Raw genomic sequence first — 26,652 nt, forward strand, 5'->3', positions numbered from 1 at the left:
CCGCCCCTGAACGAGGTCGAAGCCGCCGCCAAATCCGCCTACGAGTTCCTGCGGCCGTTTGTTCCCAAATAGCAGGCAGCACGCGGCAGGCAGAATGCAGAAACAAGTCGAGTGGTGACGAATGTCTGAGCGGCCAGTGAACGAGCATCCCCGTGTCGAAACCTACCGAGACCTGGTTGCCTGGCAAAAGTCAATGGACTTGGTTGTCGAGATCTACCGAGAAACAGACACTTGGCCGAATCCGGAACGATTTGGGCTTGTGCAGCAGGTACGCCGGAGCGCTGTCTCAGTTCCTTCGAACATTGCGGAAGGGCAGGGGCGGCGCAACGACAAGGAGTTCAACCATTTCTTGCGAATAGCGCATGGCTCGTTGCGCGAGGCGGAGACTCAGATTTCGATAGGTCAGCGACTCGGATACTGCTCGAGTTCGACAGAAGAGCGATTGTTGCAGCGAAGCGCAGAGGCGGGGCGACTCATTCAGGGACTGATTCGCGCGATCGCAATTCGCCTGGAAAGCTGAACGTTCTGCCTGCTGCGTGCCGCATGCCGCGTGCTGAAGGAGTTCACGACGTGAAAGTTGCCATTCTTGGTGCCGGGTTCATGGGAGGGACGCATGCGCGGGCCTTCCAGAAGATTCCCGGTGTGGATATTGCCGCGGTCTATGCCCATTCCGATAAGCGGGCTGGGCCGTTGGCGCAGGAACTCGGCACGGTCTATACGAACGATATCGACGCGATTCTGCGCGATGAGTCGATCGATGCCGTCGACAATTGTCTCCCGACGCCCGAGCATCGTCCGCTGACCGAAGCGGCGCTCGCGGCCGGGAAGCATGTCCTGCTGGAGAAACCGATCGCGCTCGACGACGCCGATGCCGCTGCCCTGGTGGCTGCGGGAGAGGCGAGCGGTCAGGTCTTCATGATGGCGCACGTGCTTCGCTTCTGGCCCGAGTACGTCGAGTTGCACAAGCGAGCGAGCAACGGGTCGATCGGTCAGCTGCGGTCCGGTCTTGCCTATCGGCGTCAGCCGTTTCCGGCCTGGTCGGAGCTCTTTGCGCGATCGGACCTTACCGGCGGCGCGGTCATCGACATGATGATCCACGACATCGACGCGCTCAACTGGGTGTTCGGCGCCCCGCAATCGGTCACCGCGAACGGTGTTCGCAATCCGCGCTCGAATGGATGGGACCAGGTACAGATCCTGATCGACTACGGCACCGTATCGGCGGTCGTCGATGGCGGGATGATGATGCCGGAAACCTATCCGTTTACCTCGACGATGCAAGTGCTCGGTTCGGAGGGCTTCCTGGAATACGATTTCCGCGCCGGTGGCCGGAGCGTGGAAGAAGCCGGGGGAACCAATGCGCTCTACCTCTACCCGAATGAGGGCGAGCCGTCACAGCTCGAGGTGACGCAAATCGACCCCTACCTCGCGGAGATCGAGTATTTCGTCGAGTGCGTCCGATCGGGACAGCCTGCAACCCGTGCCACCCCAGCGGAGGCGCGTCTCGCGCTCGATACCGCGCTCGCTGCCCGTGAATCCATGGAGTCCAACCGCACCGTCGCGCTTTAGGGGACGTCAGTAACCGGTCGTCGGTCGGCAGACTTCAGTTGTCAGAGCCGCGGCGAGCCATTGATGTGCCGTGGGACGGGCACGCTGAGAGCAACGGTCCGCTTCCTTTTCTCAGAATTGCGAACGGGAAGCGGGCCACACGGCCGGCGCGGACGGGCCACGAGGCGGAGACCCGCCTAGTCCCGAATGTCGAATGCGTTCACCACCGCGCGTTGATACCCTGGGTGTCGATCGAGCAACCCATCGATGGTCATGCGCAGGAACGATGCGAGCTGGATCAGCTCGAGCGGCGAGAGCGAGAGCGTCAGGAAGTCGATCGAGAGCGAGACCTCATCCTCGTCGGAGAGCTGATCGCGTTCTCGCAACGGCGCGACCGCTTTGGTGTGCAGGCCGGTCTCAGGCCAGATGATTTCCAGAATCTCGTCGTTCGCGTCCATGGCGGCTCCTTCCGGTCGAGAGTGTATCGGAGGGAGTGTGCCGCACGGTTCCCGGAAAACGCCGAATCCTCTCCGATACTTGGGGTGGGAGAGGATTCAACAGGGGATAGATTGAGTTGGCCGGGTCTTTGGCACCAGACGCTCGGCCATACGGCAGGAGTGTGCCGGAATTCGCTTAGTGATACTCAGACGGCCTCTCAGGAAGAGGCGGTTGCATCCGAGCGGAGCGAGCCGTTCTCGATTACCTGGCTCTCGCTCCGCGCAAACCCAGACCGCAACCAGCGTCTGATGCCGAATGTTTGCCCTGGCAGGGGCTTTCCGCTTAGCAGCTCCGCGCGCTGGGCGCGGTCTCGGGCAACAGACGGCGTTGTTTCGATCGCCTTCGCCACGAGTTGATGGTTCACGACTGGGCTCAACATTGCCCGTATCTCCTTATCGTCCAATATCCGCTCTGGACGTTCCGGTTCCATTACTCCGGCTCCGTCCGCGTATGTGGCTCGTCTTACTTGCCACACTCAGATGATGCCACCGAGCGGGCCCCTGGAACATCGGCAGGATGACGTATTCGCTGACCTACGCATCTCCTACGCAATACGACGTAGAAGGGAGCGCATCGGTACGTGTGAGGATGCATGCCGATCCGCGTTCATCCGGGTTCTCCCAGTTGCGCGAAAGCGCTGCAGCCTTTAGGCTGAGTATGTCCCTGAGGCACAGGCTGCTCGAAGTGCGTTCAGGGCATTTGCGGTATCCCGCATCCGATACCCAAACCCGTAGGAGGAAAGTGTTCATGGAGAAGCGTGGTCAACGACGTGGTCTTCGGCGGTTCTCGCTGTTTGCGGCGCTGGCGTTCTTGTTGCTGGCATCTGCGTCGTTTGCGGTCAACGGCGCATTCGCGCAGGATGACGTGGTGGTGCCCATCAATGAGCTCAACGGCTCCGGGGTCTCTGGGGACGCGAGTCTGACCGATAACGGAGATGGCACGACCACGGTCGATATCCTGGTCGATGGCGCCACCGGCGGTCATCCGGCGCATATCCATTCCGGCACCTGCGCCGAGCTCGGCGACGTGGTCTATCCGCTGACCGATGTCGATGCGGCCGGCGAAAGCGTCACGGTTGTCGATGTTCCGTTGGCAGACCTGTTGGCGAACGGCCCATACGCGATCAACATTCATCTCTCCGCTGACGACATTGGCACCTATGTTGCCTGCGGCGATATTCCGGTCGAGGCCGTTGGCGGTGAAGTCGAAGCCGCAGCGCAAGCAACGGCCACCGTTGCTCCGGCGGCTCAAGCCAGCCCGGCGGCGGTTGGAGGCACCTCGTCGGTGACCGATATCGGCGCCTCTGGTGTTGGCACCACGTTCACTGGCAGCACTGGATTCCTGGTGGTTGCCATGGGAGCGCTGGGAGTCATGCTGCTGGCGGGTGCGTTTGGTCTTCGCCGCAAGGACAACCGAGCGTAGCAACGCGCCAGACCGGGCCAAACCCCGGCAGATCACTTTGGGAAAAGCGGACGGCGTCCTTGCCGTCCGCTTTTTGCGCGCCCGACTAGAATTTCCAGCATCAGATGCCCCACACCGATGGAGAACGCATGAAAAACTACGCGTCCTATAGCTACTGGCTGGAGTCCTGCGGTGACGATCTCACGCCGCGTCCTCGGCTGAACGGAACGGTCGACGCCGATATTGCCATCCTCGGCGCGGGCTACTCGGGGCTGTGGACCGCGTGGTACCTGCTCGAACGAAATCCTGATCTCAAGATCGTGATTCTCGAGCGTGAGATTGCCGGGTTCGGCGCTTCGGGACGGAATGGCGGATGGTGCACATCCGGCTTCCCCACGTCGCTCGACCAGCTCGAGAAGAAGTACGGGCGCTCACAGGCGATCGCCACGCATGAGGCGATGACGGCATCGGTGGATGAGGTCGGCCGCGTTGCCCAGGAGCAGGGCATCGATATCGACTGGCAGAAGAGCGGCACGCTCATGACTGCGCGTGGCACCGCCCAGCTTCCCACCGTGCATCACTACGCGAAAACGATGTCCCGTCTCGGTTTCGATGACGAGTATCGGTTGCTGGACAAGAAGCAGCTCGATGAGCGGATCCGAATCGCCGGGTCGGTGGGCGCGATCTTCCTGCGAGAGAACGCCGTCATCCATCCTGGCAAGTTGGTGCGTGGACTTGCGCGCGCTGTCGAGAAGCGCGGCGCCACGATCTACGAACAGACGAATGTCACCTCGTTTTCTGGCGGCGCCTATCCAGCTTTGCATACCGATCACGGTCACGTGCGGGCTGGAACTGTGGTGCTCTGTGGCGAGTCGTATATGAGCAGCCTGAAAGGCGTCGGCCGGCAAGTCATGCCGGTCTATTCGCTCATCACGCTCACCGAGCCGCTCTCGGAGAGTGAATGGGAGGTGATCGGGTGGCAGGGGCGTGAGCTGGTCGACTCCTGCCGATACACGGTCGACTACCTCTCCAAGACCATCGATGGCCGCATTCTCTTCGGTGGCCGTGGCGCCCCGTACCACTTTCGATCGAAGATCAAGGACGCGTACGATCGCCACCCAGCGACCCATACGATGCTGGAGAACAATGTCCGCACCTGGTTCCCGGTGCTCAAGGATGTCAAGTTCACCCATACCTGGGGTGGATCGCTTGGATGGCCGCGCGATTTCATGCCGACGATCGGGTACAACCAGAAGGAGAACGTGGCCACCGCGCGGGGGTATACCGGTCAAGGCGTGGCGACGGCGAATCTGGCCGGCCGCATTCTGGCCGATCTCATGACGGGCGTCGATTCGCCGATCACGCATCTGCCGCCGGTGAATCACCATTCGCGAAACTGGGAACCCGAACCCTTCCGGTTCGCTGGCGTCCGTTTCGTGCAACGCGGTTTCTGGAAAATCGACATGAAAGCCGAACGCACCGGTGAGCCGCCTTCGGGCAACTCCATCGTCGAGCGCCTGACCCGACATTGACGGAAACCGGATCCGGGACCCTGAAACCCACCAGGAACGCATGAAGAAGGGCTGGCGAATGCTCGCCAGCCCTTTTCCCCCTTCTTCCAGTTTCCCCGACCCCCTGGATGTTGTCTCAGCTATGCCGCTTGCCACCCGGGGACGGCCGGCAAGTCAGTGGCGTTGCGGTTCGCAATCGCGCGGTAAACGAACGCGCCGGAACCGATGATGGCGGCGATGGTGGTGATCACCGCAATGAACGGGATCAGCGAAACCGCCGAGAGAATCAGCGTTCCCAAGAGGGCAGCGCCGACAGCGCGGCCGGTTGTTGTCGGATTGATGATGAAGCTCCCCAGCCAGGTCCCGACCACGATCATGCCGAGCAACCAAAGCGCGGGAAGAATCACCAACAGAACCAGGAGCGCAAGTGGCGCGCCCACCAGGGTGAAGAGGATGAGCGCCGCGCCAAGCGGAAGCAGAATCCAGAGCACGATTGCGGTGATCAGGCTCTTCACGAAATCGGTCTTCAGCGTTCCCACCGAGCCGAAGAGCTGCTTGCGGCCCAACCAGGCGAAGATACCCGCTGCCACCAGCGCCACGATCGTCATCCCGATCCACCAGAGAAGGGAGAAGACCGCCAAACCACGACCGAAGGAGAAGTCCAGCCCGCGGTCCTCGATTTCACCTGTCACGGTGGCGCCGTCGGCGCGGTTCAGCTCGCTATCGACCAACATGACGTCCTTCACGGTCGATCCGGGCTCCAACGTGAGGGTGCCGCGAACCACCGAAATCGTCCCGTTGATCGTTCCGGTCACGACCGCGTCGCCCTTCACCACCAGGACTGTGTCCTCCACGGTGCCGGCGACATTGATATTGCCGTTGATGACGACTGCGTTTTCGATCGTGTCGCCCGGCGCCACCTGCGTATTGCCGTTGATCTTGAGCAACACACTCTCTTCGCCGTCACTCAGGTTGGCGGTAACTTCGCCTTCCTCTGTGGTGGTCACATTGGCAATCGGCGTGGCATCTTGCGCGATCGCCGCTGTGGGAAGCAGAAACACAAGCCCGAACAGGAACACGACGAGTGCTACGGACCGCTTCATAGGATTCTCCTTGCGTACGTACGCCGATACCTGCAGTGTATCAGGAGATGATCAGCATTGCAGCGTGCCAACTGGCGATTGTGTGCGTCAGTGATTGCCGCACTTCGCGCAGTCGTGCTGTTCTGCCGCAGACGACACAGATGCGCGCCGGTTCCGTAGTATTACGCGGGACGAATCGACTGTGCGGACATCCGATGAACTCAGGACAGGCGACATGGCGGGCAACGGCCCGGTAGGGAGCACCCCGCTTTCCATCATTCCAAGTGGGCTTGGGGACCGATTTGGCACTGCCTGGGATCAGTTGCTCGAAATCTCCGCCGATCTCTTGTTCGTGCTCATTCTCTTCCTGGTCGCGCGATATGTCGCCAAGTTCGTGCAACGACTGATTTGGCGGCGGATTCCGATCGACGACGTCACGCCGGCGACCGAGTCATTGATCAACAACACGATCGCGCTCGGCCTGTATGCGCTTGCCTTCACCATGACGCTTGCGTTCCTGGGAGCGTCGTGGGCAACCCTGCTCACGGCATTCAGCATCAGCACCATTGCGGTGGTCTTCGGTTTGGCGGATTTGCTCAAGTCGATCCTTGGTGGAGCCTTTCTCGTTTTCGAACGCCCGTATGAAGTCGGAGACCGCATTCGCATACGCGACAACGAGGGGGAAGTGACGGAGATCGGTGTGCGCACCACCACGCTGGTGACGGACGATCATGCGACAGTCATCATTCCAAACTCGCTGCACTTGAGCGAGCCGTTCCGTAATCTCGATCGGGAGACGAGCGTCTCCACCGTGATTCGCGTCATCGGGATCGATGGCGAGCGCGAAACGATCAACCAGGCCATTGCCAACCTGCTCGGAACCGACCCGCCAATCCAGGGACACATCGCGCTGACGACCCCGTCCGACCGAGGGGTCGTCGATCGGTTTCTCGTCTTCGCCAGCAGCCACGGAATCGGCTCGCCAGCAGGCAAGCAGCATGAGGATCCGAACAAGATTCACGCCCGCGTTCAACTGAAATCCACTACGGCGAGCTCGCGCGATGTCGAAGCAGACGCTGTTCAACGGTTGCGAAGCGCGTTTCCGAATGCCATAGTCTCGATCCGGCGCAGTTCGCTGATCGATGAGTGCGAAGGACAGGACGTTGAGTAGCCGCAACCCGGACGCGGAATCCGACATGCCCGAGGATTTGGGGAATGGGGTGGCCGCGCGCGTCCTCAGCTACAACGTCGGCAACGGTCTCGCCCCGGTCGATCGATTGGTGCACTACCTCTACTATGCCGAAGCCGACATCATTGGGCTGCAGGAGCTCTCGGACGAGCAAGCCGATGCCATCGAATCGCAGCTCTATGGCGCGTTCCCCTATCGCGTGCTGCACCCGGGTGGTTTTGCGGGCAAGGGATTGCTGAGCAAGTTCCCGATCACCGATAGCGAGAGTCACCCTTTTGCCAACGGACGGCCGGACTTGAGCGCCCGACTCGAAATACGCGGACGAGAAGCGCAGGTTGTCGTGGCGCATCCCCGGCCACCCAAGGTGCGCATGACCGGAGCCACGTTCGACCCAGTGACCATGAAGCAGATTCAGGAAGTTGTGCGGATTGCCACGTCGGGGATTCCGTCGTTGGTGCTTGGCGACTTCAATATGACCGACAAGCAGCCTGAGCACCGCATCCTCACGGCTGCCGGCCTTATCGATGCATTTCACGAAGTCGGCAAGAGCGCGGCCAGCTTCCCCAAGCGGGTAGGGCAGCCGCATCGCTTCGGCCCCCGCACGCAAAACATCACGCTGCCCCCGGTGATCCGTATCGACTACATCTGGTACACCCGGGAGTTCATCGCCCGCAGTGCCGGCATTGGCCGCGATGCCGGTTCGGACCATCTCCCAGTGGTCGCCGGTATCGACTGGCGTTAGTGCCGGGACGGTTGCGAACCCACCCGCACAGAATCCGAGCATCCGCCAGCCCTCGATCGCTTGGGCGAAGGCCGGCACATTTCGGCTCACGGTCCCCACGTCCAGGCGCCGGGTCTGGGATCAATGGTCCTCGCTGGGGTTTCGATGCCGGCCTCGCCGCGGGGCGTGCGCATGGGAGTATCCATCGTGCTGATGCCACACCGGGGTGACATCGCGCGGATCGGCCTTGAACAGAAGCTTTGGCATCGTGAAGATGCGTTCCGCGTTCTCGCCGCAGACTGGACAGACCTGCGCGCTGGTTGCCGCGGACATCGGAAGGTCGAGTTCGATCACCGCTTCGCATTCCTGGCATTGGAAGTCGTAGCGCGGCATCAGTCGCGCCCAGTGTCCGCGCAGACCGCGCAGAGCCCCCAGATTGCCAGATGATCGACCTGCGGCTCGAACCCATACTGCGCGCGAATCGACATCCGCATCGAATCGACCGCGGCATCGTCCATTTCGATCATGCCGTTGCACTGATGGCAGATCAGGTGGTGATGTTTCTGCACGGCGAGGAGCTCGAACACACGCACTCCACCGCCCAGATCGGTTTCGGAAACGATGCCGGCATCCCGAAACCGCTCCAACGTGCGGTACACCGTCGAACGGTTGAGCACAGAGCTCATCGGGCCGAGTCGCTGAATCACTTCATCCGCGGTCAGGTGGCTATCCGCTGTTTCAAGAATGGAGAGGATCATCAGTCGCTGCGGTGTGGCGCGTTGGTCGACTGAGCGAAGCAACTGGACGAGATGGGAGTTCGATGTCGATACCGGTTGCATGGAATTCCTGAAGAAGCTCCCGAGAACGTCCGAAATCTGAAACGAAATCTTATGGTCGCGGCGCGAGCGCGTTCAAGCTATCGGGCGCGTTGCAATCGCGCAGAACGGAGCATACTATTGATCTTCGGCCAGATGCGAATAGTCGCATCTGCAACTGTTCGATATTCAACAGAAACGAGCCAGCGAATGTCGGTCGATCGTCCCATCTCGCGTCGAAGGTTGTTGCTTGTCTCGGGGGGCGCCGCTGCCATGCTTGGCATGCGTGGAACTTCCTGGGTAGCCGCTCAGGAGGCAACTCCGACCCCCACGCTGGGATGGAGCGACGACTTCAGCGACAACGGTCTGCTGAACGTTGCCACCACCGTGGCGCCGATCAGCTCGATCGTGCGCAACATCGGTGGCGACCGCATCAATCTGCATGGCGTCGTGCCGGACGGCACCAACTCGCACACATTCGAGCCCGCGCCCTCCGATGCAGTCATTCTCTCGCAGGCGGATGTCCTGATTGCGAATGGTCTCGATCTGGAAGATCCTACGATCGAGATGGCAAACGAGAATCTCCCTGACGGCGCCGCGGTCTTCACGCTTGGGGACAAGACCATCACGCCAGAGGAGTACGCCTACGATTTCTCCTTCCCGGAGGAAGATGGGCATCCGAATCCGCATCTCTGGACCAACGTTCCGTTTGCCATTGCCTACGCTGAGCTGATCACGGACGAGCTTTCACGACTCGATCCCGACAACGCTGACTACTTCAGCGGCAATCTGGAACGCTATCGAGCGGCTCTCGAATCGCTCGATACCGCGATTCATGCCACAGTTGCTTCCATCCCTGAAGAGAATCGCCGGCTGCTCACCTATCACGACTCGTGGGCCTATTTCGCCCCGAACTACGGCATGACGGTGATTGGCGCGATTCAGCCGTCTGACTTTTCCGAACCGTCTCCCCGCGATGTGGCCGACCTGATCGATCAGATCCGGGAAGAGAATGTGCCGGCGATCTTTGGCTCAGAAGTCTTCCCAAGTGACGTGCTGGAGCAGATTGCGAGTGAGACCGGCGCGGTGTACGTGGACGATCTCCGCGACGATGAACCGCCCGGCGACCCGAACGCGCCAGAACACACGTATATCGGCATGATGAAGCGCAATTTGCAGATCATGGCGGATGCGCTTGGTGGTGACTCGTCGCTCATGGAGTCCGTCGAGACCGGCGACACCTGGGCTGCATAGGATTTCCGATGGCCACGCCGGCAGTGCTGCTCGAGAACGTCAGCTGCGGATACCAGCGCGGATACGTGCTCTCCGGGGTCGATCTGCGTATTCCCAGCGGCCACTTCGTCGGACTCATCGGGCCGAGCGGAGCAGGAAAAACGACGCTCTTGCGCACGATAGTCGGTCTCACACCCCGGGTGAGCGGCACGGTCGAGGTGAGCGGCAGCCCGGTGACCTTCGGAGACCCACCCGCCAATGTCGGCTACGTCCCCCAGGTCGGCGTCATCGACTGGTCGTTCCCGGTGACAGTCGAAAACGTCGTCGTGATGGGAAAGCACCGCCAGATGGGCTGGCTGCCTTGGCCTTCGAAGCGGGACAAGCGGGATGTTGCCGAGATCCTCGATCGGCTGGGCATCGGAGACCTGGCGAAACGCCATATCCGCGATCTTTCTGGCGGCCAGCAACAACGCACCTTTCTGGCGCGCGCGCTGATCTCCAAGCCCGATCTCTTGATTCTCGACGAGCCAACTGCCAGTGTCGATATTCGGACACGAGACGAGATCCTGCACTTGCTGGCCGAAATCAACGAGACCGGTATCTCGATCGTCATCACCACACATGAGCTCAACAGTCTTGCGGCGCACCTGCCCTGGGTGGTTTGCGTCAACCGAGGCATCGTCGCCCAGGGTTCGCCAGAAGCAGTTTTCACCTCCGAGATCATGAGCCGCACCTTCGATGCCGAGATGCGTGTGATCCGCGATCCAGAGACCGGCAACTTGCTGGTGACCGAAGCCGGATCGCACGGTCCCTTCTCGCTGCGCCCGTCGACAGCGCCGGAATTGGAGGTCGCGTGAGCTTCTTCACCGATCCGCTCGCATACGAGTTCTTTCGTCAGGGGCTCATCGTCGCAACCCTGGTCGGCGCTCTTTGCGGGGCGATGGGTGTCTTCATCGTTCTGCGCCGCATGAGCTATATCGGTCATGGGCTGTCCCACGCTGCCTTCGGTGGGGCGGTGGTCGCCTACCTGATGAACATCAGTTTCTTCATCGGCGCGGGACTCTGGAGCTTCATCGCGGCCTTGCTCATCAATGCGGCGGCCCGCAAGCGCAATATCGGCGCCGATGCCGCCATTGGCATTGTCACCACTGCGTCATTCGCGCTTGGAGTGGCGCTCATCAGCAAGAAGCGAACCTTCACCCGCAATTTCGAAGCGGCGCTTTTTGGGAACATCCTTGGCGTCTCGCACGAGGATATCCTCATCATCGGCGGTGTCACGCTCGTCGTCGGTTTGGCGATTTTCCTGGCCTACAAGCAGCTGCTCTTTACGACCTTCGACGAGGAGATCGCCGCGGTCTCTGGCGTTCCGACGCGGTGGGTGGAAACCGGCTTTGCGCTAGCGCTCGCGGCGACGATCGTTGCCTCGATGAACATCGTTGGCGTCACGCTCATTGCCGCGGCAATCGTCATCCCGCCCAGCACAGCCCGATTGCTCACGCAAACCTTTGGCAGGTTGCTCGTGCTTTCCACCATCATCGGCGCGGCGACCGGCTTTTTCGGGATGTTCGTCAGTTTCGAGTACGACATCGCGTCTGGAGCGGCCATCGTACTGCTGGGCACCGCGATTTTCCTGGTGGTCTATCTGGGGACCGGGGTCTGGCGCCATTTCCAGCCTGTCGGCGCGCCTCGCGTGGCGGGGGCTACCGTCACCGCACCTCAGGGACGCAAAGCCGAGGCTCAGCCCGATCCGGTGTTCAATACCGTGGAAGCCGATCCGCGCTCACCATCACGCGCGTGACGATCGTCCCTTAGTGGAGCGTCAGGACGTCACCCGCAACCATTTCGAGGGTTCGGTCGAAAAAGTAAACGCCATTGTGTTCGCTTGCCTCGAGCGGTGAGCCGTTCTTGCTTGCGGTTTTCCCGCCTGCGCCGGATGGTAGTCCGAGCTGGGCAAGCGTCAGACTTCCTTCCATCAAGTGCAGTTCACACACTCCGCTTGCGTCGATCGACGCGGTTCCCCAGCCCGTACCGGCCACGAACGGGAAACGTGCCGGAGATGTGCTCAGCACCGGATCGAATGCCAGCGCCAGTGCGGTTGCGTCGTATCGATATCCTGCCAACGCCTCCAGCACAGTCCAACCGGACATGGCGCGCGCATAGTGGTCACCGCATTCGATATCGTTGAACGGATTGCGCTTGGCGCCATCATAGCGAGCGCGGACCGCTTCCATCAGCCGCAAGCCTTCATCCACCAACCCTTCGTAGATACAGTGCGCGGCGACCTGGTATTCGATACCGGTCCACACCTCGTCGTGGTAGCGGGTCGGTCGATCAGGACGTCCCCCCGCGGGCCAAGCAATGATGAGAAGACCGACATCATCGCCATTGGCGAAAGCGCGTTCCTCCGGGTCGTAACCCTCGAACCCTTCCCGCAGGTTGTAGGCGAGGATCGACTCGAGCGTCTTCTTCACGCGATCGCGAGGCAACAGATAGCCCAGGTCGAGTTGGTGCGCCCACCATTGCCCAATCAATTGGTCGGCCAGGCATCCGGTCAGGTATTGCTGTTCCCGCGGGTCATCTGGCCCAAGAGTCTGAATGTAATATTCGCCGTTCCAGAGGAGCCGGTCGTACGCCTCACTGCCCCGTTCGAACAGGGCCCTCATCTCCTGGGCGAACGTTTCGTCACCCTGCTGCGTGGCGTATGCCTCCGATGCGCGTAACGCTGCAAGCCAGAGCGACCCTATGAGCATGTTCGTGCCGTAGAACTCGATGTCGTAGGTGTTTGGTTGCTCGCCAGCGAGCACGCCGTCGCCATCCGGATCCCACGTCGCTGAGATGTAGCGCATCAAGTGGCGGACGTTCGGCCAATAGCGCGCGGCCCAATCGGGGCCGGCTCCCTGCCGAATCTCGCGCCAGGTCTTGAGCACCGTGCTCAACATGCCGTCGAGCGCGGGATTCGTGGGACCGCCGATTGGGCATCCCCACAACTGCTTGACGAAGAGCGGGAGCAAAGTGCGGTGGGGGATGTAGCCCTCAGGGGCTTGCACGTAATCGAAATCGGTCTCTCGCATGGTTCGTTCGAGATCGGGGAAGAGCCGGGAGAGCGCCTGCTCGTATTCCCAGACATGCGTGCAGTTCAGCGGGCACGACCCGCCGAAGCCCTTCCAGCCGAGCATGGAAGTCGAGGCTCCCTGCGTGCCTTCGAACCCATACAACTTGCCATCCGCCGTTTGAAAGATCGTGGGCGAACGAATCAACGCTCCCTGGGAGAGGAGAAAGTCCGCCAGCCAGGTGGGCAACGAAGACGACAGGACGGCATCGGTCCACGTCTGCGATCGCTGGCGCAGATCGTCCAGGCGATCGAAGACATCGCGCGCCGTTGCGATCGCGTTGGCATAGCGAGTGCTGTAGGCATTGCCGAGCCAGAGCCGGCTGCGGGTCAACTCTTCGCGAAAGTTCGGTGTTGGCTGATCGTAGTTGACATAGAAGTTCGGAAACGACCAGCTGAGCAGTACATCGAGCTCACGCGCTTCGCCGGGCTCCAGCACGAACGGCAGCAGGAGTCCTCCATTTGCCGTGTGCCCCGGCGGACTGGGATGGGGTTGCTGGCTTCGCGCGAGCTCCATGGAGGCACGGGCCCGCATGCGGTGAACGCCGACCGGAATCATCGGATCGGGAGCAGCGCCTGGTGGATCGGCGCCGAAGTCGAAACGTTCCATCGCGCCAATGAAGTCGGACGGCGAATTCCATGCCGGCAGCACGATCGGATCGGGTTGGGAGGTGCTCAATGCCAATTGACCCCGGTACGGGTCGTTCCAGGCGAGCCCCGGTTGCTCCATGACGATCGACGTGCGGTTCCCTTCCTGATCGATGACGTTGACGTTGCCCCCGAAACCCGGGTTCGCGTTTCCCTCGATAGGTGAGATGGTGTCCCATCCGACCACGTTTTTCAGGGTCGCGCCCAGCGCTCCCCACACGGTTGCCAGCGAGGTGTTTCGGACCGTGAATCGGAAATGCGCCGCTGGAAGGGAGCTGTCCGCGCTATCCAGCGGTACAAACGGGGAGAAGGCATCGAGCTGGACTGAGACTGGCCAGGCATCGAAGCGATAGTCGATTTGCGCAAACGGGTACCGGCTGGTGAAGACCGTTTCGGTCACCCCGCCGAAGCGCTCGATCAGCGCCCGTTGTTGCACCGGCACGATGTCGTCGTTGATCAGCGGGGTGTCCAGAAATGGCAGCGCCAGCGCTGTCTCAGACTGCAATATCCGGGTAATGCCGCCTGACGGACCGGGCGCCGATCCAGCGCGCAATGCAAAGAAGCTGTCCGGGACGAACGCAAGATGGTTCGACTGATTGAAGATCTGCCATTGCCGGAGGCCGCCGTCGCCGCAGAGCGAAACCTGACCGGTCCCGATCCCGCCCAACGGCATTGCGATCGCCCGAACCGCTTCCCCGCGGTAGGCGCGTCCAGCGAGTTTCTGAACGTCCGCCTCGACCATGGCTTCGACTCCTGCTCTGTTGATTGGCAACCCGTCCGATGCGGAACCTTGGGGCGCTCGGCATTCTGTGGCCAGCGTTGTCTCGTGGTTAAGCTCGAGTAGCTGTAATTGTGAGGATGCCCTGAGGTTTAGTCAAGCGTTTAGTGAACACAACTTGACACCAAAGCGAATCGCTGGGAGAATGCGGCAAGTCGCAAAAACCAAATACCGAGGGCGTTGTTGAGCCGGTGAAACGGCTCGTTCAGGGAGAATGGTCATATGGGTGATCGTCGAATGCCTGCCTCAATCATGACACGCGGCGTCTCGCGACGAACCGTGCTCACGCGATCCGGTCAGCTGGGAGCCGCAGCGGCGGTCGGCGTCACGGGTGGAATCGAGGGCATGCTGGCAGCGGCCAAGGCGCCGGTGTTGTTGCAGGACGCTGCGCCGTCCGGCAAGGTTCGGCTGCTGTACTACGGCGAGGCGGCGGACGAGTCGGCCAGATTCGAACAGTTCAACGTGCTCTATCCCGATGTCGAGCTCGAGGTCGTCGGTATTCCGGGCGACTCCTGGGCCGATTTCGCCGATTCGGTGTCGACCCGGATCGCGGGCGGCGAATCGTTCGATGTCCTGGTCATTGCGACAGAAGGGCAGCGGGTCTTTGCCTCGCGCGGGCTGCTCGATCCGATCGACGATCTGCTGGAGCGGGACGCGGAAGAGATGCAGGAGTTCTTCGACGACGTGCATCCCCGCCTGCTCGAGTTCACGCGCACCCTCAGTTCCCCGGACGGCCAAACCTACGTCTTGCCGGGCGAGTTCAACACCATGGGTGTCTGGTACAACAAGGAAGTGTTCGCTGCGGCTGGCGTGCCCGAGCCGGTGGCGGGTTGGACATGGGACGACTTCAACGAGACGGCGCGCGCGCTCACCAAGCCCGGTGAGGTCTATGGCATGCATGTGACTGGCGGACTCTTTCCGTCCGTCATGCCCTGGCTGCTGACCAATGGCGCCAGCCCTTTGAGCGCCGACTGGACCCAGGCCACTATCAACACGCCGGAAGCGGTCGAATCTGCCAAGCAGATGCGCCAGCTTGTGGCCGACGGCATTAGCCCGGAACCCGGCGGAGAGTTCGACGCGTTCACCATCTTCGCCCAGGGCGGACTCGGCATGATCGGCGTTGGCATGTGGATCTATCCCAGCCAGGTGCAAGCCGGCACTCAGGACCACATCGATGTTGTTCAGTGGCCGCAGCATTCTGGCCCAGGATCGCCGGTCGGCTGGAAGTCGTATCCAATCATGTCGTCCACCCAGAATCGTGAAGCCGCCTGGGCGCTTTCCAAGTACTTCACCTCCAAGGAGGCGGCCAAATACCTCATCTACGAGGTGTCCGCGCGCAAGTCGGTGGCGCTCGATCCCGCGTTCCTGGATTCGATGCCAGCCGGTATCGGGACCTTCTACGAAGCGCTCGACTATGCGACTCCGGTGCCAGGGACCGACAACGGCGCGATCATCGAGCACGATATCATCGACACGTTCGATCAGATCCTGTTGGGGAATCTCGAAGCTGAGCCGGCTCTGGAGGAGCTCAATCAGAAGATCGCCGACAACCTCTAGTCATTCCCACGGAGCTCGGTGGTGAGCGCGCAACAAGGACAGACCGCGCGGTCGTTTGCGGCCACCGGTGCAATCGAAGGGACGCTTCCCGCCGCCGTCAGGCGGCGGGAAGCTATCTGGGCCTATCTGCTGCTGAGTCCCGCGATCATTCTCTTCCTGGTGTTCATCGCAGGCCCGCTGATCGGCGCCATCGTGCTCAGTTTCTATGAATGGGACCTGCTCACCGATGCGCGCTTCATCGGAACCCGCAATTACCGCGAGCTGATGTCGGATGACAAGATGTGGCAGTCGGTACGCAACACCTTTGTGTTCGCGTTCTGGTCACTCGTGTTGCACATCGGCTTTGGGCTTGCGCTGGCGCTCATGGTGCAGCGCGCTATCCCTGGGGTTCTGAAGTATCTCTTCCGAACGGCGGTCTTCTTCCCCGTCATCATGTCGTGGGCCGCTGTCTCGTTAATCTGGCTCTACATCCTCGATCCCAACTACGGCTTCATCAATTACTACCTCGAACAGTTGGGTCTGCCGACAAAAAGTTGGCTGTTGATGCCCGACACGGCGATGCCTTCGCTGATCCTTGTCGACTTGTGGAAAACGATCGGGTTCACGTTCATTCTGCTCCTGGCCGGCTTGCAAGGAGTTCCCGAGCATCTTTATGAAGCTGCCAAAATCGACGGTGCTGGCGCGGTCAGCCGCTTCTTCAACGTAACCGTGCCAATGTTGTCACCGACACTCTTCTTGACCTCGGTGCTCACCTTCATCGGCGCGTTCCAGATCTTCGATCCCATGTTCATCATGACCGGCGGCGGTCCGTTGGGACGCACGACGACCGTGGTGCTGCACATCTACCAGACGGGATTCAAGCGGTTCGAGATGGGCTACGCCTCAGCGATGGCCATCATCGTCTTCCTCATCATTCTTGCCATGACCCTGATCCAGATGCGCCTGAGCCGGCATTGGGTTTTCTACGACTGACTTCGAGAGGACACCCTCGCATGACTGCCACGCAACCGGCAACCATCGTCCAGGAGCCACGCGGCATCTCGCCCCTTCAGCGTGCGTTGCGGTTCCTCGGGCGTTGGGGGCTCTATCTGCTGATGCTCCTCATCTGCCTGATCATGATCATCCCGTTCTACTGGGTGCTGGTCACCGCATTCGTGCCGCAGCTGGAAGCGTTTGGCAAGCCACCGGACTGGACTCCGACCAACCTGAGTCTGCAAAACGTGCGACGAGTGTTCGAAGACATGCCGTTCTGGCGCATGTTCTGGAATAGCTTCAAGATCTCGATGATCATCACGATTGGCTCGGTGACAACCAGCACGATGGCTGCCTACGCCTTTGCGCGGCTGCGTTTTCCTGGACGGGACCTGGTGTTCATCATCTTTCTGGCCGCGCTCATGGTGCCGGGGCAGGTGACGATTATTCCCACGTTCGTTCTGATGCGCTACCTCGGCCTGATCAACCACCACGCCGCCATCTGGCTGCCGGGGTTGATCAATGTCTTTGGCATCTTCCTGCTGCGGCAGTTCTTCCTGCGGACTCCCCGCGACCTGGAGGAGGCCGCCCGCCTCGATGGCGCCGGGCATCTGCGCGTCATGTTCCAGATTGCGTTGCCACTTGCCTCGCCGGCAATTGCGGCACTTGCAGTGCTGAACTTCCAGGCGGCCTGGAACGATTTCCTTTCTCCAAATCTCTTTCTCAATACGCCAGATCAGCTCACCCTGCCGGTTGGGCTCTTTCGCTTGAGCGCAATGTACGGAGGTACCCCGACGACCGTCTTTGCCGGCATCACACTCGTGCTGATCCCTGTGTTGATCGTTTATCTCCTTGCCCAACGGCGACTCACCGAGAGCATTGCACTCACAGGGATAAGAGGATGACTCAGCACCCCATGTCGCAGCGCACCTCCCCATCCCAGACGGTGGGCGATCCCTTCACCGACGATGGGTCCAACCGCCTCCTGGTCCACGCGGGCAAGACGATCTGGACGAACGCGCTCTTGCTGTTCGTTCTCTCCGCGCTCTGCCTCGTGGTCTTCGCTCCCTTTGTGATCGCGGCCTCGGCTGCAGGATGGCTCGTGGTCTGGGGGCCGATGGTGCTGTGCACGGCCCCGTTTTGGGCGCTCGTGGTCGCGACGGGCAATCGCCTACTGGACGGCTACGGCGTCGCAATGTCGGAGCTTCCGGCACTCTGGCGCCGAACGGCAGGGATCGCCTGCCGGGTCGCGCTTGCCCCGGCCGTGATCGGAACGGCCGTGCTTGCGCTGCTTTCGCTTGCGAGCGGCCATCCGTCGTCGTTCGTACTCCGGATCTTCGTTTTTCTCGCGCTTGGCGTGCTTTTCTCGATTGTGCTGCTCATTGGCCCGGCAATGTGCGCCGCCACTCGGTTCGAAGTCGGAGCGGCATCTGCCTGGACGCTCGGGGCGCGGCAACTGATCGCCGCTCCGGTACAGCAGCTCGGTCTGGTGGGATGTTTCGCAATTGTCTGCTGGCTCGCGATCGCAGTCGGCCCGGTGTTGCTGCTGGCGCTTGGGCCATTGGGCGTGCTCACGGCAGCGCTTGGGCGCGGTCATGCGAACGCGATAGCGATCGGACATGAGCCGTCCTCGGACCACCCAGGTTTTGGCGTACAGTCTCGCTGATAGCAATAGGCAGAGGGATCCGTGGCGCACAGACCAGGCGACCGGCACGAGAACGGAGAGAGCAGATCGGGCGGCAAAGCCACGATGCGAGATATCGCTCTGTCGGCAGACGTGTCGTTGGCGACCGTGTCGCTCGTGCTGAACGGGCGCCCAGGCATCTCCACGGAAACCCGGAAACGTGTCATGTCCGCAGCAGGAGCGCTTGGCTACCAGGCGCCAGTTCGCCGGACGGCCGGGTCGTTGGAGACGATCGGGTTGCTCATCGAGCATCTTCCGACCGCTCCCGATCGCGATCCCTTCAATCGTCATATCCTGCGAGCCATCGAATCGGCGGCGCGCCGTGCCGGCTATCGCGTGGTTGTGGAGTTCGCCGATACCGGCGACGGTCCCCGAATCGACCACTGGTCGGGCGGCTGGGCCTCAGGGCTCCTGGTGCTTGGCGGGGGCGATCTCGACCCGGAGTGGGTGGCAACTGCCCTGGAAGCAGGCTTGCCCGTGGTTGTGGCCGATCACTTCATCCCGGGCATCGAAGTGGCGACCGTCGTTTTCGACAACTTTGCGGGCGCCTACGAGATGACGAATTACCTGCGAGCGGCAGGACACACGCGCATCGGCTTTTTGCGCGGTCCGTCCAAGTACTGGACACTCGAGGAGCGGCGCGGCGGATACCTGGCGGCCATGCATACGCCTGGCACGGCGTTCGACCTCGATCTCATCCCACCCCGCATTTCTCATGGCGATGAGAAGGGGTATGGTGAAACCCTCGCGTTGCTCGATCTCCCTGACCCGCCGACGGCGATCTTCGCCGTGAGCGATCAGACTGCCATTGGCGCGTATCGAGCGGTGGCGAGTCGGGGCCTGACAGTTGGTCAGGACATCTCGATCGTGGGGTTCGATGACATCGATGCCGCTGGGATGCTCTCCCCGCCGCTCACGACGGTCCGGAACTCGGGAGCGCTGCTGGGTCAGATCGCGTTCGAACGGCTGCTCGGCATGATTCGAGGAGATCGGTCGACCGAGGACATCGCGACCAAGTGGACGGTGCCAACGCGCATCATCGAGCGGGAATCAGTTCACCGCATCTCCTGAAACGAAAAATGCCTCGTCCCGATTTGGGACGAGGCAAGCGGTCGACGTTACTTCGCGAGTAGCGCTCCGGTTTCGGCGAGCCGGGACGCGTAGCCCCACTCGTTGTCGTACCACGCTGCCACGCTGAGGAAGGTATCACCCATCACCTGGGTGATCGGCAGATCGACAATCGATGAATGAGCATCCCCGACGATGCGGGACGATGCCCACTCCTCTTCCAGCACATCCATGACGCCTTTCAGCGGCGACTTGCCGGCTGCTTCGCGGAAGGCATTGTTCGCCGATTCGACGGTCACCTTCTTTTCGGTGATCAGGTTGAGCTCGGCAATGCTGCCGGTACGTACCGGGACGCGATACGCCTTGCCGGTGATCTTCAGATCGGGCCAAATGAACTGCAGCGCGCGTGCGGCGCCGGACGACGAGGGGATGATGTTCTCCGTTGCAGCCCAGGAGTCACGCCGGTCCTTCATCGGCTGATCGGTCAACGACTGCGTGTTGGTGTAGGCATGAACCGTCGAGAAAAGCCCTTCCTTGATGCCGAAGTTCTCCAACACAACTTTCACCACCGGCGCGAGCGCATTGGTCGTGCAGCTCGCCATGGAAACGATCTTGTGCTTGGCAGGATCGTATGTATCCTGGTTGATTCCGGCCAGCAGGAAGACATCGGCGTCGTCTCGGCTCTTGCTCGGCGCGCTCACCAGAACCCGCTTTGCTCCCCGGTCCAGGTGCGCCTGGGCGCCCGCGCGTGTGGTTGCGCGGCCGGTGCAATCGATGACGAGATCGACGCCAAGGGCCGCCCAATCCGGCAGCTCTTTCGATGAATCGATGTACTTCACGGAACGATTGCCGATCTTCAGAGTGTTGCCATCGGCGGTTACCGGCTCCGGGAAGACCCCGTAATTGGTGTCGACCTTGAAAAGCGCCGCCAGCGTCGGCAAGTCTTTGATGTCCGAGATCGACACCGGAGTGAAGAGATTGTTCTGCAGCGCAATGCGCAACGCCGAGCGCCCGATCCGCCCGAACCCGTGAATTCCTACGCCTGCCATTGTGCGGGCCGTTCCTTCCTGTCTAGCTGAGGACGGGATCGAACACCTCGATCGCGTCTTTTCCTCCGTACACTGTCCACCACGGCTTGGCTCCCGCGGCCACCGCGTTGTTGACCGCATTGATGTTTTCCACGCCTTGCGTGGAGAGCCAGGCCTCGAGCGCGTCGATCCCGTCCTTGCCGAAGATGGGCACACCTTCTTGCCAGGTGGCGCGGCCGCACAGGACACCGGAGTAGTCGGCGCCCGATTCCGCGGCCAGCAGCAGCGTTTCGACGAACTGCTCGTTGCTTACGCCCGCGCTGAGATAGATGAACGGCTTCGTGGCGGCGTCGGACGCCTCCTTGAAGAGCCGCAATGCATCTTCGCGGGTGTAGGCCTCTTCCCCGGTAAACGACCGTGTGCCGGAGACGAACTTCATGTCGATCGGAACCTCGACCTTGAGGACGTCGACCCCATATTTGTCCTTGGAGAACTCTTCCATCGAGCGCGTCACTGCCTCTGGCTTGGCTTTCGCCCAGGCAAGGCCGCTCACATCGTCCCGGTATGTCACCGGTTCCAGGAAGAAGGGAACATCGTTCGCGGCGCACTCAGCGCCGATCCGCTCGATGAAAGCGTGCTTGATGGTGTTGATCGCCGCATCATCGGCAGGATCGTAGTAGAGCAGGATCTTGATGGCGTTTGCGCCGGCCTCGATCAGACGGCGAACGCTCCACTCGTCCAGAAGATCCGGCAGGCGGCCCTTTACAGTCGCATCATAACCGGTCTTCTCGTAGGCGAGCAGGACGCCGCAATTGGGCGCTTTCACTTCGAGCGCCAGCAGGCCGAACTCGGGATCGATCAAGATCGCGCTGGCGTGCGGTGTCAAGATGGACACCACCGCCTTCTTGAACGTTGCCAGATCCTCGGCAGTGGCTTTGCCGTCTTCGCGGGCCTTGCCGATGGATTTCTGCAGCGACCCGCGCTGGTCCATGGCCGCGGCAGAGATCACTCCATTCTTGCCGGCACAGGCGTTGATCCCGTCGAACTTTCCTCGGGCGATTCTGACAGCGGCCACCGTTTCTCCCTTGCCTTTGACTACCTGGCGCGCGACTGACCATGCATGCGCATCGGGCTCACCTTCCAGATCGTGTCCGCATAGTCACGAATACTGCGATCCGACGAAAAGTAGCCCGATCGGGCCGTATTCAGGATCGACATCCGCGTCCATGCGGTCGGATTCCGGAAGGCTTCCTCCGCGCGCATCTGGCATTCCGCGTACGACGCGAAATCGGCCAGCACCATGAACTCATCATACCCAATGAGATGATCCACGATCGGCTGCAATACGCCTGGTTCGTTCGGTGTGAAGGCATTGCTGGCAATCATATCGATCGCTTGCTTGAGATCAGGGTTCGATTCGTAGATCGAACGGGGATCGTAGCCCGAGGATCGCAGATCGCGCACTTCGTCTTCGGTCATGCCGAAGGTGAAGAAGTTCTCCGGACCCACCAGCTCGCGAATGTCGATATTCGCGCCGTCGAGCGTGCCAACCGTCAGCGCGCCGTTCATCGCGAACTTCATGTTTCCGGTGCCAGATGCCTCCATGCCAGCGAGCGAGACTTGCTCGGAAACGTCAGCCGCCGCGTAGATCTTCTCTGCCAGGGTCACGTTGAAGTTCGGTGGGTAGACCACGGCCAAGCGGTCGCGGGTGGAAGGATCCCGATTCACCACCTCGGCGACCGAGTTGATGAGCTTGATGACCAGTTTGGCCATCTCGTATCCCGGCGCGGCCTTGCCGCCGAAAATGACCACCCTTGGGATCAGCGCGTTCTTGGCGCCGGCTTTGAGCTGGTTGTAAAGCACGATGGCGTGCAACGCCTTGAGCAGTTGCCGCTTGTAGAGGTGGATCCGCTTCACCAGCACATCAAACATCGCTGATGTCGACATGCCGACCCCGGTGATGCGATGCAACGCGATCGAGAGATCGGCCTTGTTCGCCATCTTGACCTTGTGCCAGTCGGCCTGGAACTGCTGGTCGTCGGCGTACTGCTCGATTTCGGCCAATCGGGTGATATCCGTCAACCAGCCGTCGCCGATCCTGGAGCTGATCAGTTCGACCAATCGTGGATTCGCCAACCCGATGAAGCGTCGCGGCGTGACGCCATTGGTGACATTGCCGAACTTCTTCGGCCACATCTCGGAGAAATCCCGGAGCGTGCGCTCCTTGAGCAAGCGGGACTGCAATGGCGCAACACCGTTTACCGAATAGCTGCCAACCGTGGCCAGGTGCGCCATGCGCACATGTGGTTGCCCGTTGTTGCCGATGATGCTCATGCGTTCGACACGCGCCTCATCGCCAGGCCAAACCCTGCGCACGTCTTCCACGAAGCGCCGGTTGATTTCGTAGATGATCTCCATATGACGGGGCAGGAGACGCCCGAAGATCTCCACCGGCCAGGTCTCGAGCGCCTCTGGCAGGAGCGTGTGGCTGGTGTATCCGAACATCTTCGACGTGATATCCCACGCCACCGTCCACGGAATGTGGCGTTCATCCATCAGGTAGCGCATCATCTCCGCCACCGCGACCGTCGGGTGTGTGTCGTTCAGTTGGAAGACATAACGCTTGTGGAGATTGCGCAGATCGTATCCCGACGGCAGGAAGCGGAAGATGTCCTGGATCGAGCAGGCGACAAAGAAATACTGCTGTCGCAACCGGAGTTCTTTCCCCTGAGGGGTAGTGTCGTTCGGGTAAAGCACCTTCGAGATCGTTTCCGACGCGATTTGTTGCTGCACCGCGTTGACATAGTCGCCCGCATTGAAGGTGCGCAAGTCGAACTCCTGCGCGGCTCGCGCTCGCCAGAGCCGGAGCGTGTTCACCATCTTGGTGTGATATCCGGGCACCAGAATGTTGTAGGGAACGCCGATCACCTGCTCGCTCGGAATCCAGCGCACCTGGAATTGGCCGGTTTCGTCGTAGTACGGCTCGGTATGGCCGCCGAAACCAACCCGGTTCGAAAACTGCGGGTGGACCACCTCCCACGGCGAGGCGCCCATGCTCCAACTATCCGGTTGTTCGATCTGCCAGCCGTTGACGAAGGTCTGCCGGAAGATGCCAAAGTCGTACCGGATGCCGTAGCCGATCGCGGGAATATCCAGTGCGGAGAGGGAATCGAGGAAGCAGGCCGCCAAGCGACCCAGGCCACCGTTGCCGAGCCCCGGCTCGGTCTCCAGTTCCATGAGCTCCTTGAGATCGAGTCCCAGGCTTTGCAGCGACTCCGCGGCGATTTCGCGAAGGTCGCCATTCAACAAGGCGTTTCCGAGCTGCCGGCCGGGAAGGTATTCGGCAGAGAGATAGCAAACGACCTTCGCGCCGGTGCGGCTCTGGGTATGCAGGCTGTCCAGCCAGTCCTGCATCATGTATTCCCGCACCGTCAACGCCAGCGACATGTAGTAGTCGACCGGCGTCGCATACTGCTCGACGCCCCGGTGGTAGCGCAGGTTTTCCAGGAACTCACGGGTAAAGGAACGGACCGTTCGCTGCGGCCGACTTTCGAATTGTCGAAGACTGGGCATGGTGCTCCCTGAAGTCAAATGCGGTCAGTCGATCGGCCGCGCATCGCAGTGGGCATCGTTGCCAGTAGTGGTTATACGTGAGATTGGGGTCGAATTCCTACCAAGAATCGACTTTTCGGTCAGTTGGCGGCAGTTTTCGACTGAATTTGGGGACGATGCCAGGTTGCGTGCAAACGATAGCGATCCGGTACCACCAGCATCGCGATGGCGAGCGCGACCCCGATCAAGCTCAACATCAGTCCGACCCAGAAATCCCACGGCCGGTAGCGCAACTCGATAGTGCTCGTTCCGGCGGGAACTTCGATCGTGACCCATTGCTGCCCGTAAGCGAGCTCGACCTCGTTTCCATTGACCGTCGCGCTCCAACCGTCGAATGCATTCTCCTGCACAGTCAATGTGCCGGCCTCAGGTGAATCACAAGTGATATCGATGTTCCCGGCTTCCCCATGCGCCGAACATGTTCCACCGGAGGACACGGTCGCATACTGGTTTGGCAACGTCGATCGATACACCAGCCCCACCGAATTCTCGTCGACAAGCTCGGCATTTGGTGGCGCAAGCGCTGGGTCGAACCGAACCGCCCTGAGCGGCGTCGGCTGCTGCGTGAAGATACCGATCGTCCATGGGCGCCAACCATCGGAGTACTTGTACCCCGCATCGAATCCGAGCATCTGCAGCCGCCAATCGCTGTCAGGCGGCGAAACCCAGGCGACTTCGTCCGTTGCCAGTGCATTCAGATAGAGATCTGCGCGCTCCTGCGTGACTGGTTCCCACATCAGCCACTGATTCGCGCCGCGTTCAAGATTCACGAGCGCTACCACCAGCAAAACAATCGTCCCTGCGCGCACGGCGACGTCCGCGGCTCGCTGCAACCAGGGGTAACGGTTTGCCAGCGAAGCGCGCGGTTGCGCGCCAAGGGCCCAGTGCAGGCCGGTGTCGACGCCCACTGCCGCCAGGCCGATGATTGCTGGCGCAGCCGCGCCGGCAATGAACGTTGGGTTCCGGATCGAGACTGCGAAGTCTCGCAATGCTGGCGGCGCCCAGTCACGAGCCATGAGTTGGAATGGCGCTCCGCTGCCGATCCAGAGCGCCCCCACGATCAACAGTCCCAACACCAGAACAATCGGTTTCGATCGTTGCCAGAGGACGAAGAGACCTGCGACGGCAAAAATGATGACGGCCCAGCCCACGTAGTTGACGTAGAGTCCTGGCATCGACTGTTTGCCGAGTAGCCGGTCGGCGCGCATGTAGTCCCAGTCGTTGATGACCAGATTGAGCACCTCAGGTAATGGAATGGCTGGTGGCTTAGGAAAGCTGGGTCATTGGTTTGGAGAATTGGGAGTAGTACCGCGCAAACGGAAAGAGAAACACCGCCGGGATGAGCAACCCGACCGCGAGCGCTTGGACTGCCCGGAACGAGATAGAGACGCCATCGATACCACGCTCCGGTCATGAGGATCAGGAAGATGGGCGCCATCATGATGAATCCCACCGCAGGTATCCCTGACCGGCGGAGGATGAACAGTCCGGATCACGATTCCCAAGATTCCCGCGCTGCGCCGGGTTGGTTTTCTGCGAAGTCGGAGCAGCGCAGGACGATGAACGCGGCAGCGGCCACCGAGGTCAGCACAACTACCAATCCCCTGGTACGATTGTCCCGCCAGGTACCCGCCAGCGGCTCCCATGAAGCCGGCGGCTATTCGAGCCACCACTCCTGTCCCGAGCTCGAGCGCAAGCCACCAGCAAGCCAGGCCGCCCATGAACAGGCAGATCACGATCGTCAGCTTGAAGCTCGCGAGCGTGCCGACTAGAGCCGGAATGGCGACCGCAGGATGAAACACATCTGAATTGGAATCGATGTACGCTGGCGCTTCCCCCGTTGACCTGTCCACTCCAGAGTGCGCAGGTCCCACAGTCTTTCAGTCGGTCCCAGAAGAATCGGCCATACGCTGACACATTGTCCCCACCTGAGTTGATCTGCAGATGGGTGGTTTCCAGAAGTCCCGTCCGACGTAGGCCGCCCAGATCGCGATGAGCGCGATCTCGACGAGATGCAGCGCGATCCTCACGGCTGGACGTGACGCGCAGGATCGCAGCGTGCTCCAACGGGCGCGAATATCGCGGGTGTGCAGCTTTTCGTGTGAAAGTGGCACGTGTCTCGATCCGGACAACGGTGATCCGCTGCATGAGTGACGGCCATCGGATTCCTCGATGAGCGGCCATGATACTCGGGAAAG

At 61.1% G+C, this 26,652-nt stretch carries 23 protein-coding genes; 14 read left to right on the top strand and 9 right to left on the bottom strand.

Features of this window, described 5'->3' with window-relative positions:
* Positions 1–570 precede the first annotated feature (570 nt).
* Positions 571–1,569, top strand: coding sequence for a Gfo/Idh/MocA family oxidoreductase (locus R2855_07600; GenBank protein ID MEZ4530884.1), 999 nt, complete (start codon positions 571–573; stop codon positions 1,567–1,569).
* Between the two features lie 176 nt (positions 1,570–1,745).
* Here R2855_07600 and R2855_07605 read toward each other — a convergent pair whose 3' ends face one another.
* Positions 1,746–2,006: a hypothetical protein gene (locus R2855_07605; GenBank protein MEZ4530885.1), complete on the bottom strand. Its 261-nt coding sequence runs from the start codon at positions 2,004–2,006 to the stop codon at positions 1,746–1,748.
* A 787-nt stretch (positions 2,007–2,793) separates the two neighbouring features.
* Here R2855_07605 and R2855_07610 point away from each other — a divergent pair.
* Both R2855_07610 and R2855_07615 read left to right on the top strand, forming a co-directional pair.
* Positions 2,794–3,468 carry a CHRD domain-containing protein gene (locus R2855_07610; protein MEZ4530886.1) on the top strand — a complete coding sequence of 225 codons (675 nt, stop codon included), beginning with the start codon at positions 2,794–2,796 and terminating at the stop codon, positions 3,466–3,468.
* 128 nt (positions 3,469–3,596) lie between these two features.
* Positions 3,597–4,979, top strand: a complete 1,383-nt coding sequence (locus R2855_07615; GenBank protein ID MEZ4530887.1) for an FAD-dependent oxidoreductase — start codon at positions 3,597–3,599, stop codon at positions 4,977–4,979.
* Between the two features lie 119 nt (positions 4,980–5,098).
* On the opposite strand, the gene R2855_07620 is transcribed toward R2855_07615, so the two are convergent.
* Positions 5,099–6,061 (bottom strand): hypothetical protein, encoded by a 963-nt coding sequence (locus R2855_07620; protein ID MEZ4530888.1) that lies wholly within the window; start codon positions 6,059–6,061, stop codon positions 5,099–5,101.
* Between the two features lie 214 nt (positions 6,062–6,275).
* On the opposite strand from R2855_07620, the gene R2855_07625 reads away from it, so the two are divergent.
* Positions 6,276–7,211, top strand: coding sequence for a mechanosensitive ion channel (locus tag R2855_07625; GenBank protein ID MEZ4530889.1), 936 nt, complete (start codon positions 6,276–6,278; stop codon positions 7,209–7,211).
* On the top strand, positions 7,204–7,971 hold the full coding sequence (locus R2855_07630; GenBank protein MEZ4530890.1) for an endonuclease/exonuclease/phosphatase family protein: 768 nt from the start codon (positions 7,204–7,206) through the stop codon (positions 7,969–7,971). The genes R2855_07625 and R2855_07630 overlap by 8 nt, the downstream gene beginning before the upstream one ends.
* Positions 7,972–8,091: 120 nt before the next feature.
* Here R2855_07630 and R2855_07635 read toward each other — a convergent pair whose 3' ends face one another.
* Complete coding sequence (locus R2855_07635; protein MEZ4530891.1) at positions 8,092–8,343, bottom strand: zinc ribbon domain-containing protein; 252 nt, start codon at positions 8,341–8,343, stop codon at positions 8,092–8,094.
* Positions 8,343–8,789, bottom strand: a complete 447-nt coding sequence (locus tag R2855_07640) for a Fur family transcriptional regulator (GenBank protein MEZ4530892.1) — start codon at positions 8,787–8,789, stop codon at positions 8,343–8,345. The genes R2855_07635 and R2855_07640 overlap by 1 nt, the downstream gene beginning before the upstream one ends.
* A gap of 186 nt (positions 8,790–8,975) precedes the next feature.
* On the opposite strand from R2855_07640, the gene R2855_07645 reads away from it, so the two are divergent.
* From R2855_07645 to R2855_07655, 3 genes are read left to right on the top strand one after another with little or no spacing between them, the layout of a single operon-like run.
* Positions 8,976–10,019, top strand: coding sequence for a metal ABC transporter substrate-binding protein (locus tag R2855_07645; GenBank protein MEZ4530893.1), 1,044 nt, complete (start codon positions 8,976–8,978; stop codon positions 10,017–10,019).
* Between the two features lie 8 nt (positions 10,020–10,027).
* Positions 10,028–10,855, top strand: a complete 828-nt coding sequence (locus tag R2855_07650) for a metal ABC transporter ATP-binding protein (protein MEZ4530894.1) — start codon at positions 10,028–10,030, stop codon at positions 10,853–10,855.
* A complete protein-coding gene (locus R2855_07655) occupies positions 10,852–11,796 on the top strand; it encodes a metal ABC transporter permease (protein ID MEZ4530895.1) in 945 nt (314 codons plus the stop codon). The genes R2855_07650 and R2855_07655 overlap by 4 nt, the downstream gene beginning before the upstream one ends.
* Before the next feature lie 10 nt (positions 11,797–11,806).
* On the opposite strand, the gene R2855_07660 is transcribed toward R2855_07655, so the two are convergent.
* Complete coding sequence (locus tag R2855_07660; GenBank protein ID MEZ4530896.1) at positions 11,807–14,497, bottom strand: GH116 family glycosyl hydrolase; 2,691 nt, start codon at positions 14,495–14,497, stop codon at positions 11,807–11,809.
* Positions 14,498–14,755: 258 nt separating this feature from the next.
* Between R2855_07660 and R2855_07665 the strand changes: the two genes are divergently transcribed.
* The 5 genes from R2855_07665 (at position 14,756) to R2855_07685 (ending at position 19,817) form a co-directional block, all read left to right on the top strand.
* Positions 14,756–16,090 carry a sugar ABC transporter substrate-binding protein gene (locus tag R2855_07665; protein ID MEZ4530897.1) on the top strand — a complete coding sequence of 445 codons (1,335 nt, stop codon included), beginning with the start codon at positions 14,756–14,758 and terminating at the stop codon, positions 16,088–16,090.
* 21 nt (positions 16,091–16,111) lie between these two features.
* Positions 16,112–17,062, top strand: a complete 951-nt coding sequence (locus tag R2855_07670) for a sugar ABC transporter permease (protein MEZ4530898.1) — start codon at positions 16,112–16,114, stop codon at positions 17,060–17,062.
* A 20-nt stretch (positions 17,063–17,082) separates the two neighbouring features.
* Complete coding sequence (locus tag R2855_07675) at positions 17,083–17,967, top strand: carbohydrate ABC transporter permease (GenBank protein ID MEZ4530899.1); 885 nt, start codon at positions 17,083–17,085, stop codon at positions 17,965–17,967.
* Positions 17,964–18,728: a hypothetical protein gene (locus R2855_07680; GenBank protein ID MEZ4530900.1), complete on the top strand. Its 765-nt coding sequence runs from the start codon at positions 17,964–17,966 to the stop codon at positions 18,726–18,728. Before R2855_07675 ends, R2855_07680 begins: the two co-directional genes overlap by 4 nt.
* 84 nt (positions 18,729–18,812) lie before the next feature.
* Complete coding sequence (locus R2855_07685; GenBank protein MEZ4530901.1) at positions 18,813–19,817, top strand: LacI family DNA-binding transcriptional regulator; 1,005 nt, start codon at positions 18,813–18,815, stop codon at positions 19,815–19,817.
* A 47-nt stretch (positions 19,818–19,864) separates the two neighbouring features.
* Here the strand turns inward: R2855_07685 and R2855_07690 are convergent, their stop codons facing one another.
* The 4 genes from R2855_07690 to R2855_07705 form a co-directional block, all read right to left on the bottom strand.
* Entirely contained in the window at positions 19,865–20,863 is a 999-nt protein-coding gene (locus R2855_07690; GenBank protein MEZ4530902.1) for a glyceraldehyde 3-phosphate dehydrogenase NAD-binding domain-containing protein, read from the bottom strand.
* Between the two features lie 22 nt (positions 20,864–20,885).
* The gene (locus tag R2855_07695; GenBank protein ID MEZ4530903.1) at positions 20,886–21,917 is read right to left on the bottom strand and encodes a tagatose 1,6-diphosphate aldolase; all 1,032 of its coding nucleotides are present in this window, start codon (positions 21,915–21,917) and stop codon (positions 20,886–20,888) included.
* Between the two features lie 20 nt (positions 21,918–21,937).
* Positions 21,938–24,415 carry a glycogen/starch/alpha-glucan phosphorylase gene (locus tag R2855_07700; protein ID MEZ4530904.1) on the bottom strand — a complete coding sequence of 826 codons (2,478 nt, stop codon included), beginning with the start codon at positions 24,413–24,415 and terminating at the stop codon, positions 21,938–21,940.
* A 119-nt stretch (positions 24,416–24,534) separates the two neighbouring features.
* Positions 24,535–25,695 (bottom strand): hypothetical protein, encoded by a 1,161-nt coding sequence (locus R2855_07705; GenBank protein ID MEZ4530905.1) that lies wholly within the window; start codon positions 25,693–25,695, stop codon positions 24,535–24,537.
* A gap of 186 nt (positions 25,696–25,881) precedes the next feature.
* Between R2855_07705 and R2855_07710 the strand changes: the two genes are divergently transcribed.
* Positions 25,882–26,226 carry a hypothetical protein gene (locus tag R2855_07710; protein MEZ4530906.1) on the top strand — a complete coding sequence of 115 codons (345 nt, stop codon included), beginning with the start codon at positions 25,882–25,884 and terminating at the stop codon, positions 26,224–26,226.
* The last annotated feature ends 426 nt before the right edge of the window (positions 26,227–26,652 follow it).

This window comes from Thermomicrobiales bacterium, assembly GCA_041390825.1.
Lineage (GTDB): Bacteria > Chloroflexota > Chloroflexia > Thermomicrobiales > UBA6265 > JAMLHN01.

What these genes read in the sequence shown, in the direction of transcription:
- R2855_07660 (MEZ4530896.1), bottom strand. Translation starts at nt 14,497, where the DNA reads ATGGTCGAGGCGGACGTTCAGAAACTCGCTGGACGCGCCTACCGCGGG.
- R2855_07635 (MEZ4530891.1), bottom strand. Translation starts at nt 8,343, where the DNA reads ATGCCGCGCTACGACTTCCAATGCCAGGAATGCGAAGCGGTGATCGAA.
- R2855_07710 (MEZ4530906.1), top strand. Translation starts at nt 25,882, where the DNA reads ATGGGCGCCATCATGATGAATCCCACCGCAGGTATCCCTGACCGGCGG.
- R2855_07620 (MEZ4530888.1), bottom strand. Translation starts at nt 6,061, where the DNA reads ATGAAGCGGTCCGTAGCACTCGTCGTGTTCCTGTTCGGGCTTGTGTTT.
- R2855_07640 (MEZ4530892.1), bottom strand. Translation starts at nt 8,789, where the DNA reads ATGCAACCGGTATCGACATCGAACTCCCATCTCGTCCAGTTGCTTCGC.
- R2855_07610 (MEZ4530886.1), top strand. Translation starts at nt 2,794, where the DNA reads ATGGAGAAGCGTGGTCAACGACGTGGTCTTCGGCGGTTCTCGCTGTTT.
- R2855_07685 (MEZ4530901.1), top strand. Translation starts at nt 18,813, where the DNA reads ATGCGAGATATCGCTCTGTCGGCAGACGTGTCGTTGGCGACCGTGTCG.
- R2855_07645 (MEZ4530893.1), top strand. Translation starts at nt 8,976, where the DNA reads ATGTCGGTCGATCGTCCCATCTCGCGTCGAAGGTTGTTGCTTGTCTCG.
- R2855_07615 (MEZ4530887.1), top strand. Translation starts at nt 3,597, where the DNA reads ATGAAAAACTACGCGTCCTATAGCTACTGGCTGGAGTCCTGCGGTGAC.
- R2855_07665 (MEZ4530897.1), top strand. Translation starts at nt 14,756, where the DNA reads ATGGGTGATCGTCGAATGCCTGCCTCAATCATGACACGCGGCGTCTCG.
- R2855_07650 (MEZ4530894.1), top strand. Translation starts at nt 10,028, where the DNA reads ATGGCCACGCCGGCAGTGCTGCTCGAGAACGTCAGCTGCGGATACCAG.
- R2855_07700 (MEZ4530904.1), bottom strand. Translation starts at nt 24,415, where the DNA reads ATGCCCAGTCTTCGACAATTCGAAAGTCGGCCGCAGCGAACGGTCCGT.
- R2855_07605 (MEZ4530885.1), bottom strand. Translation starts at nt 2,006, where the DNA reads ATGGACGCGAACGACGAGATTCTGGAAATCATCTGGCCTGAGACCGGC.
- R2855_07675 (MEZ4530899.1), top strand. Translation starts at nt 17,083, where the DNA reads ATGACTGCCACGCAACCGGCAACCATCGTCCAGGAGCCACGCGGCATC.
- R2855_07680 (MEZ4530900.1), top strand. Translation starts at nt 17,964, where the DNA reads ATGACTCAGCACCCCATGTCGCAGCGCACCTCCCCATCCCAGACGGTG.
- R2855_07690 (MEZ4530902.1), bottom strand. Translation starts at nt 20,863, where the DNA reads ATGGCAGGCGTAGGAATTCACGGGTTCGGGCGGATCGGGCGCTCGGCG.
- R2855_07625 (MEZ4530889.1), top strand. Translation starts at nt 6,276, where the DNA reads ATGGCGGGCAACGGCCCGGTAGGGAGCACCCCGCTTTCCATCATTCCA.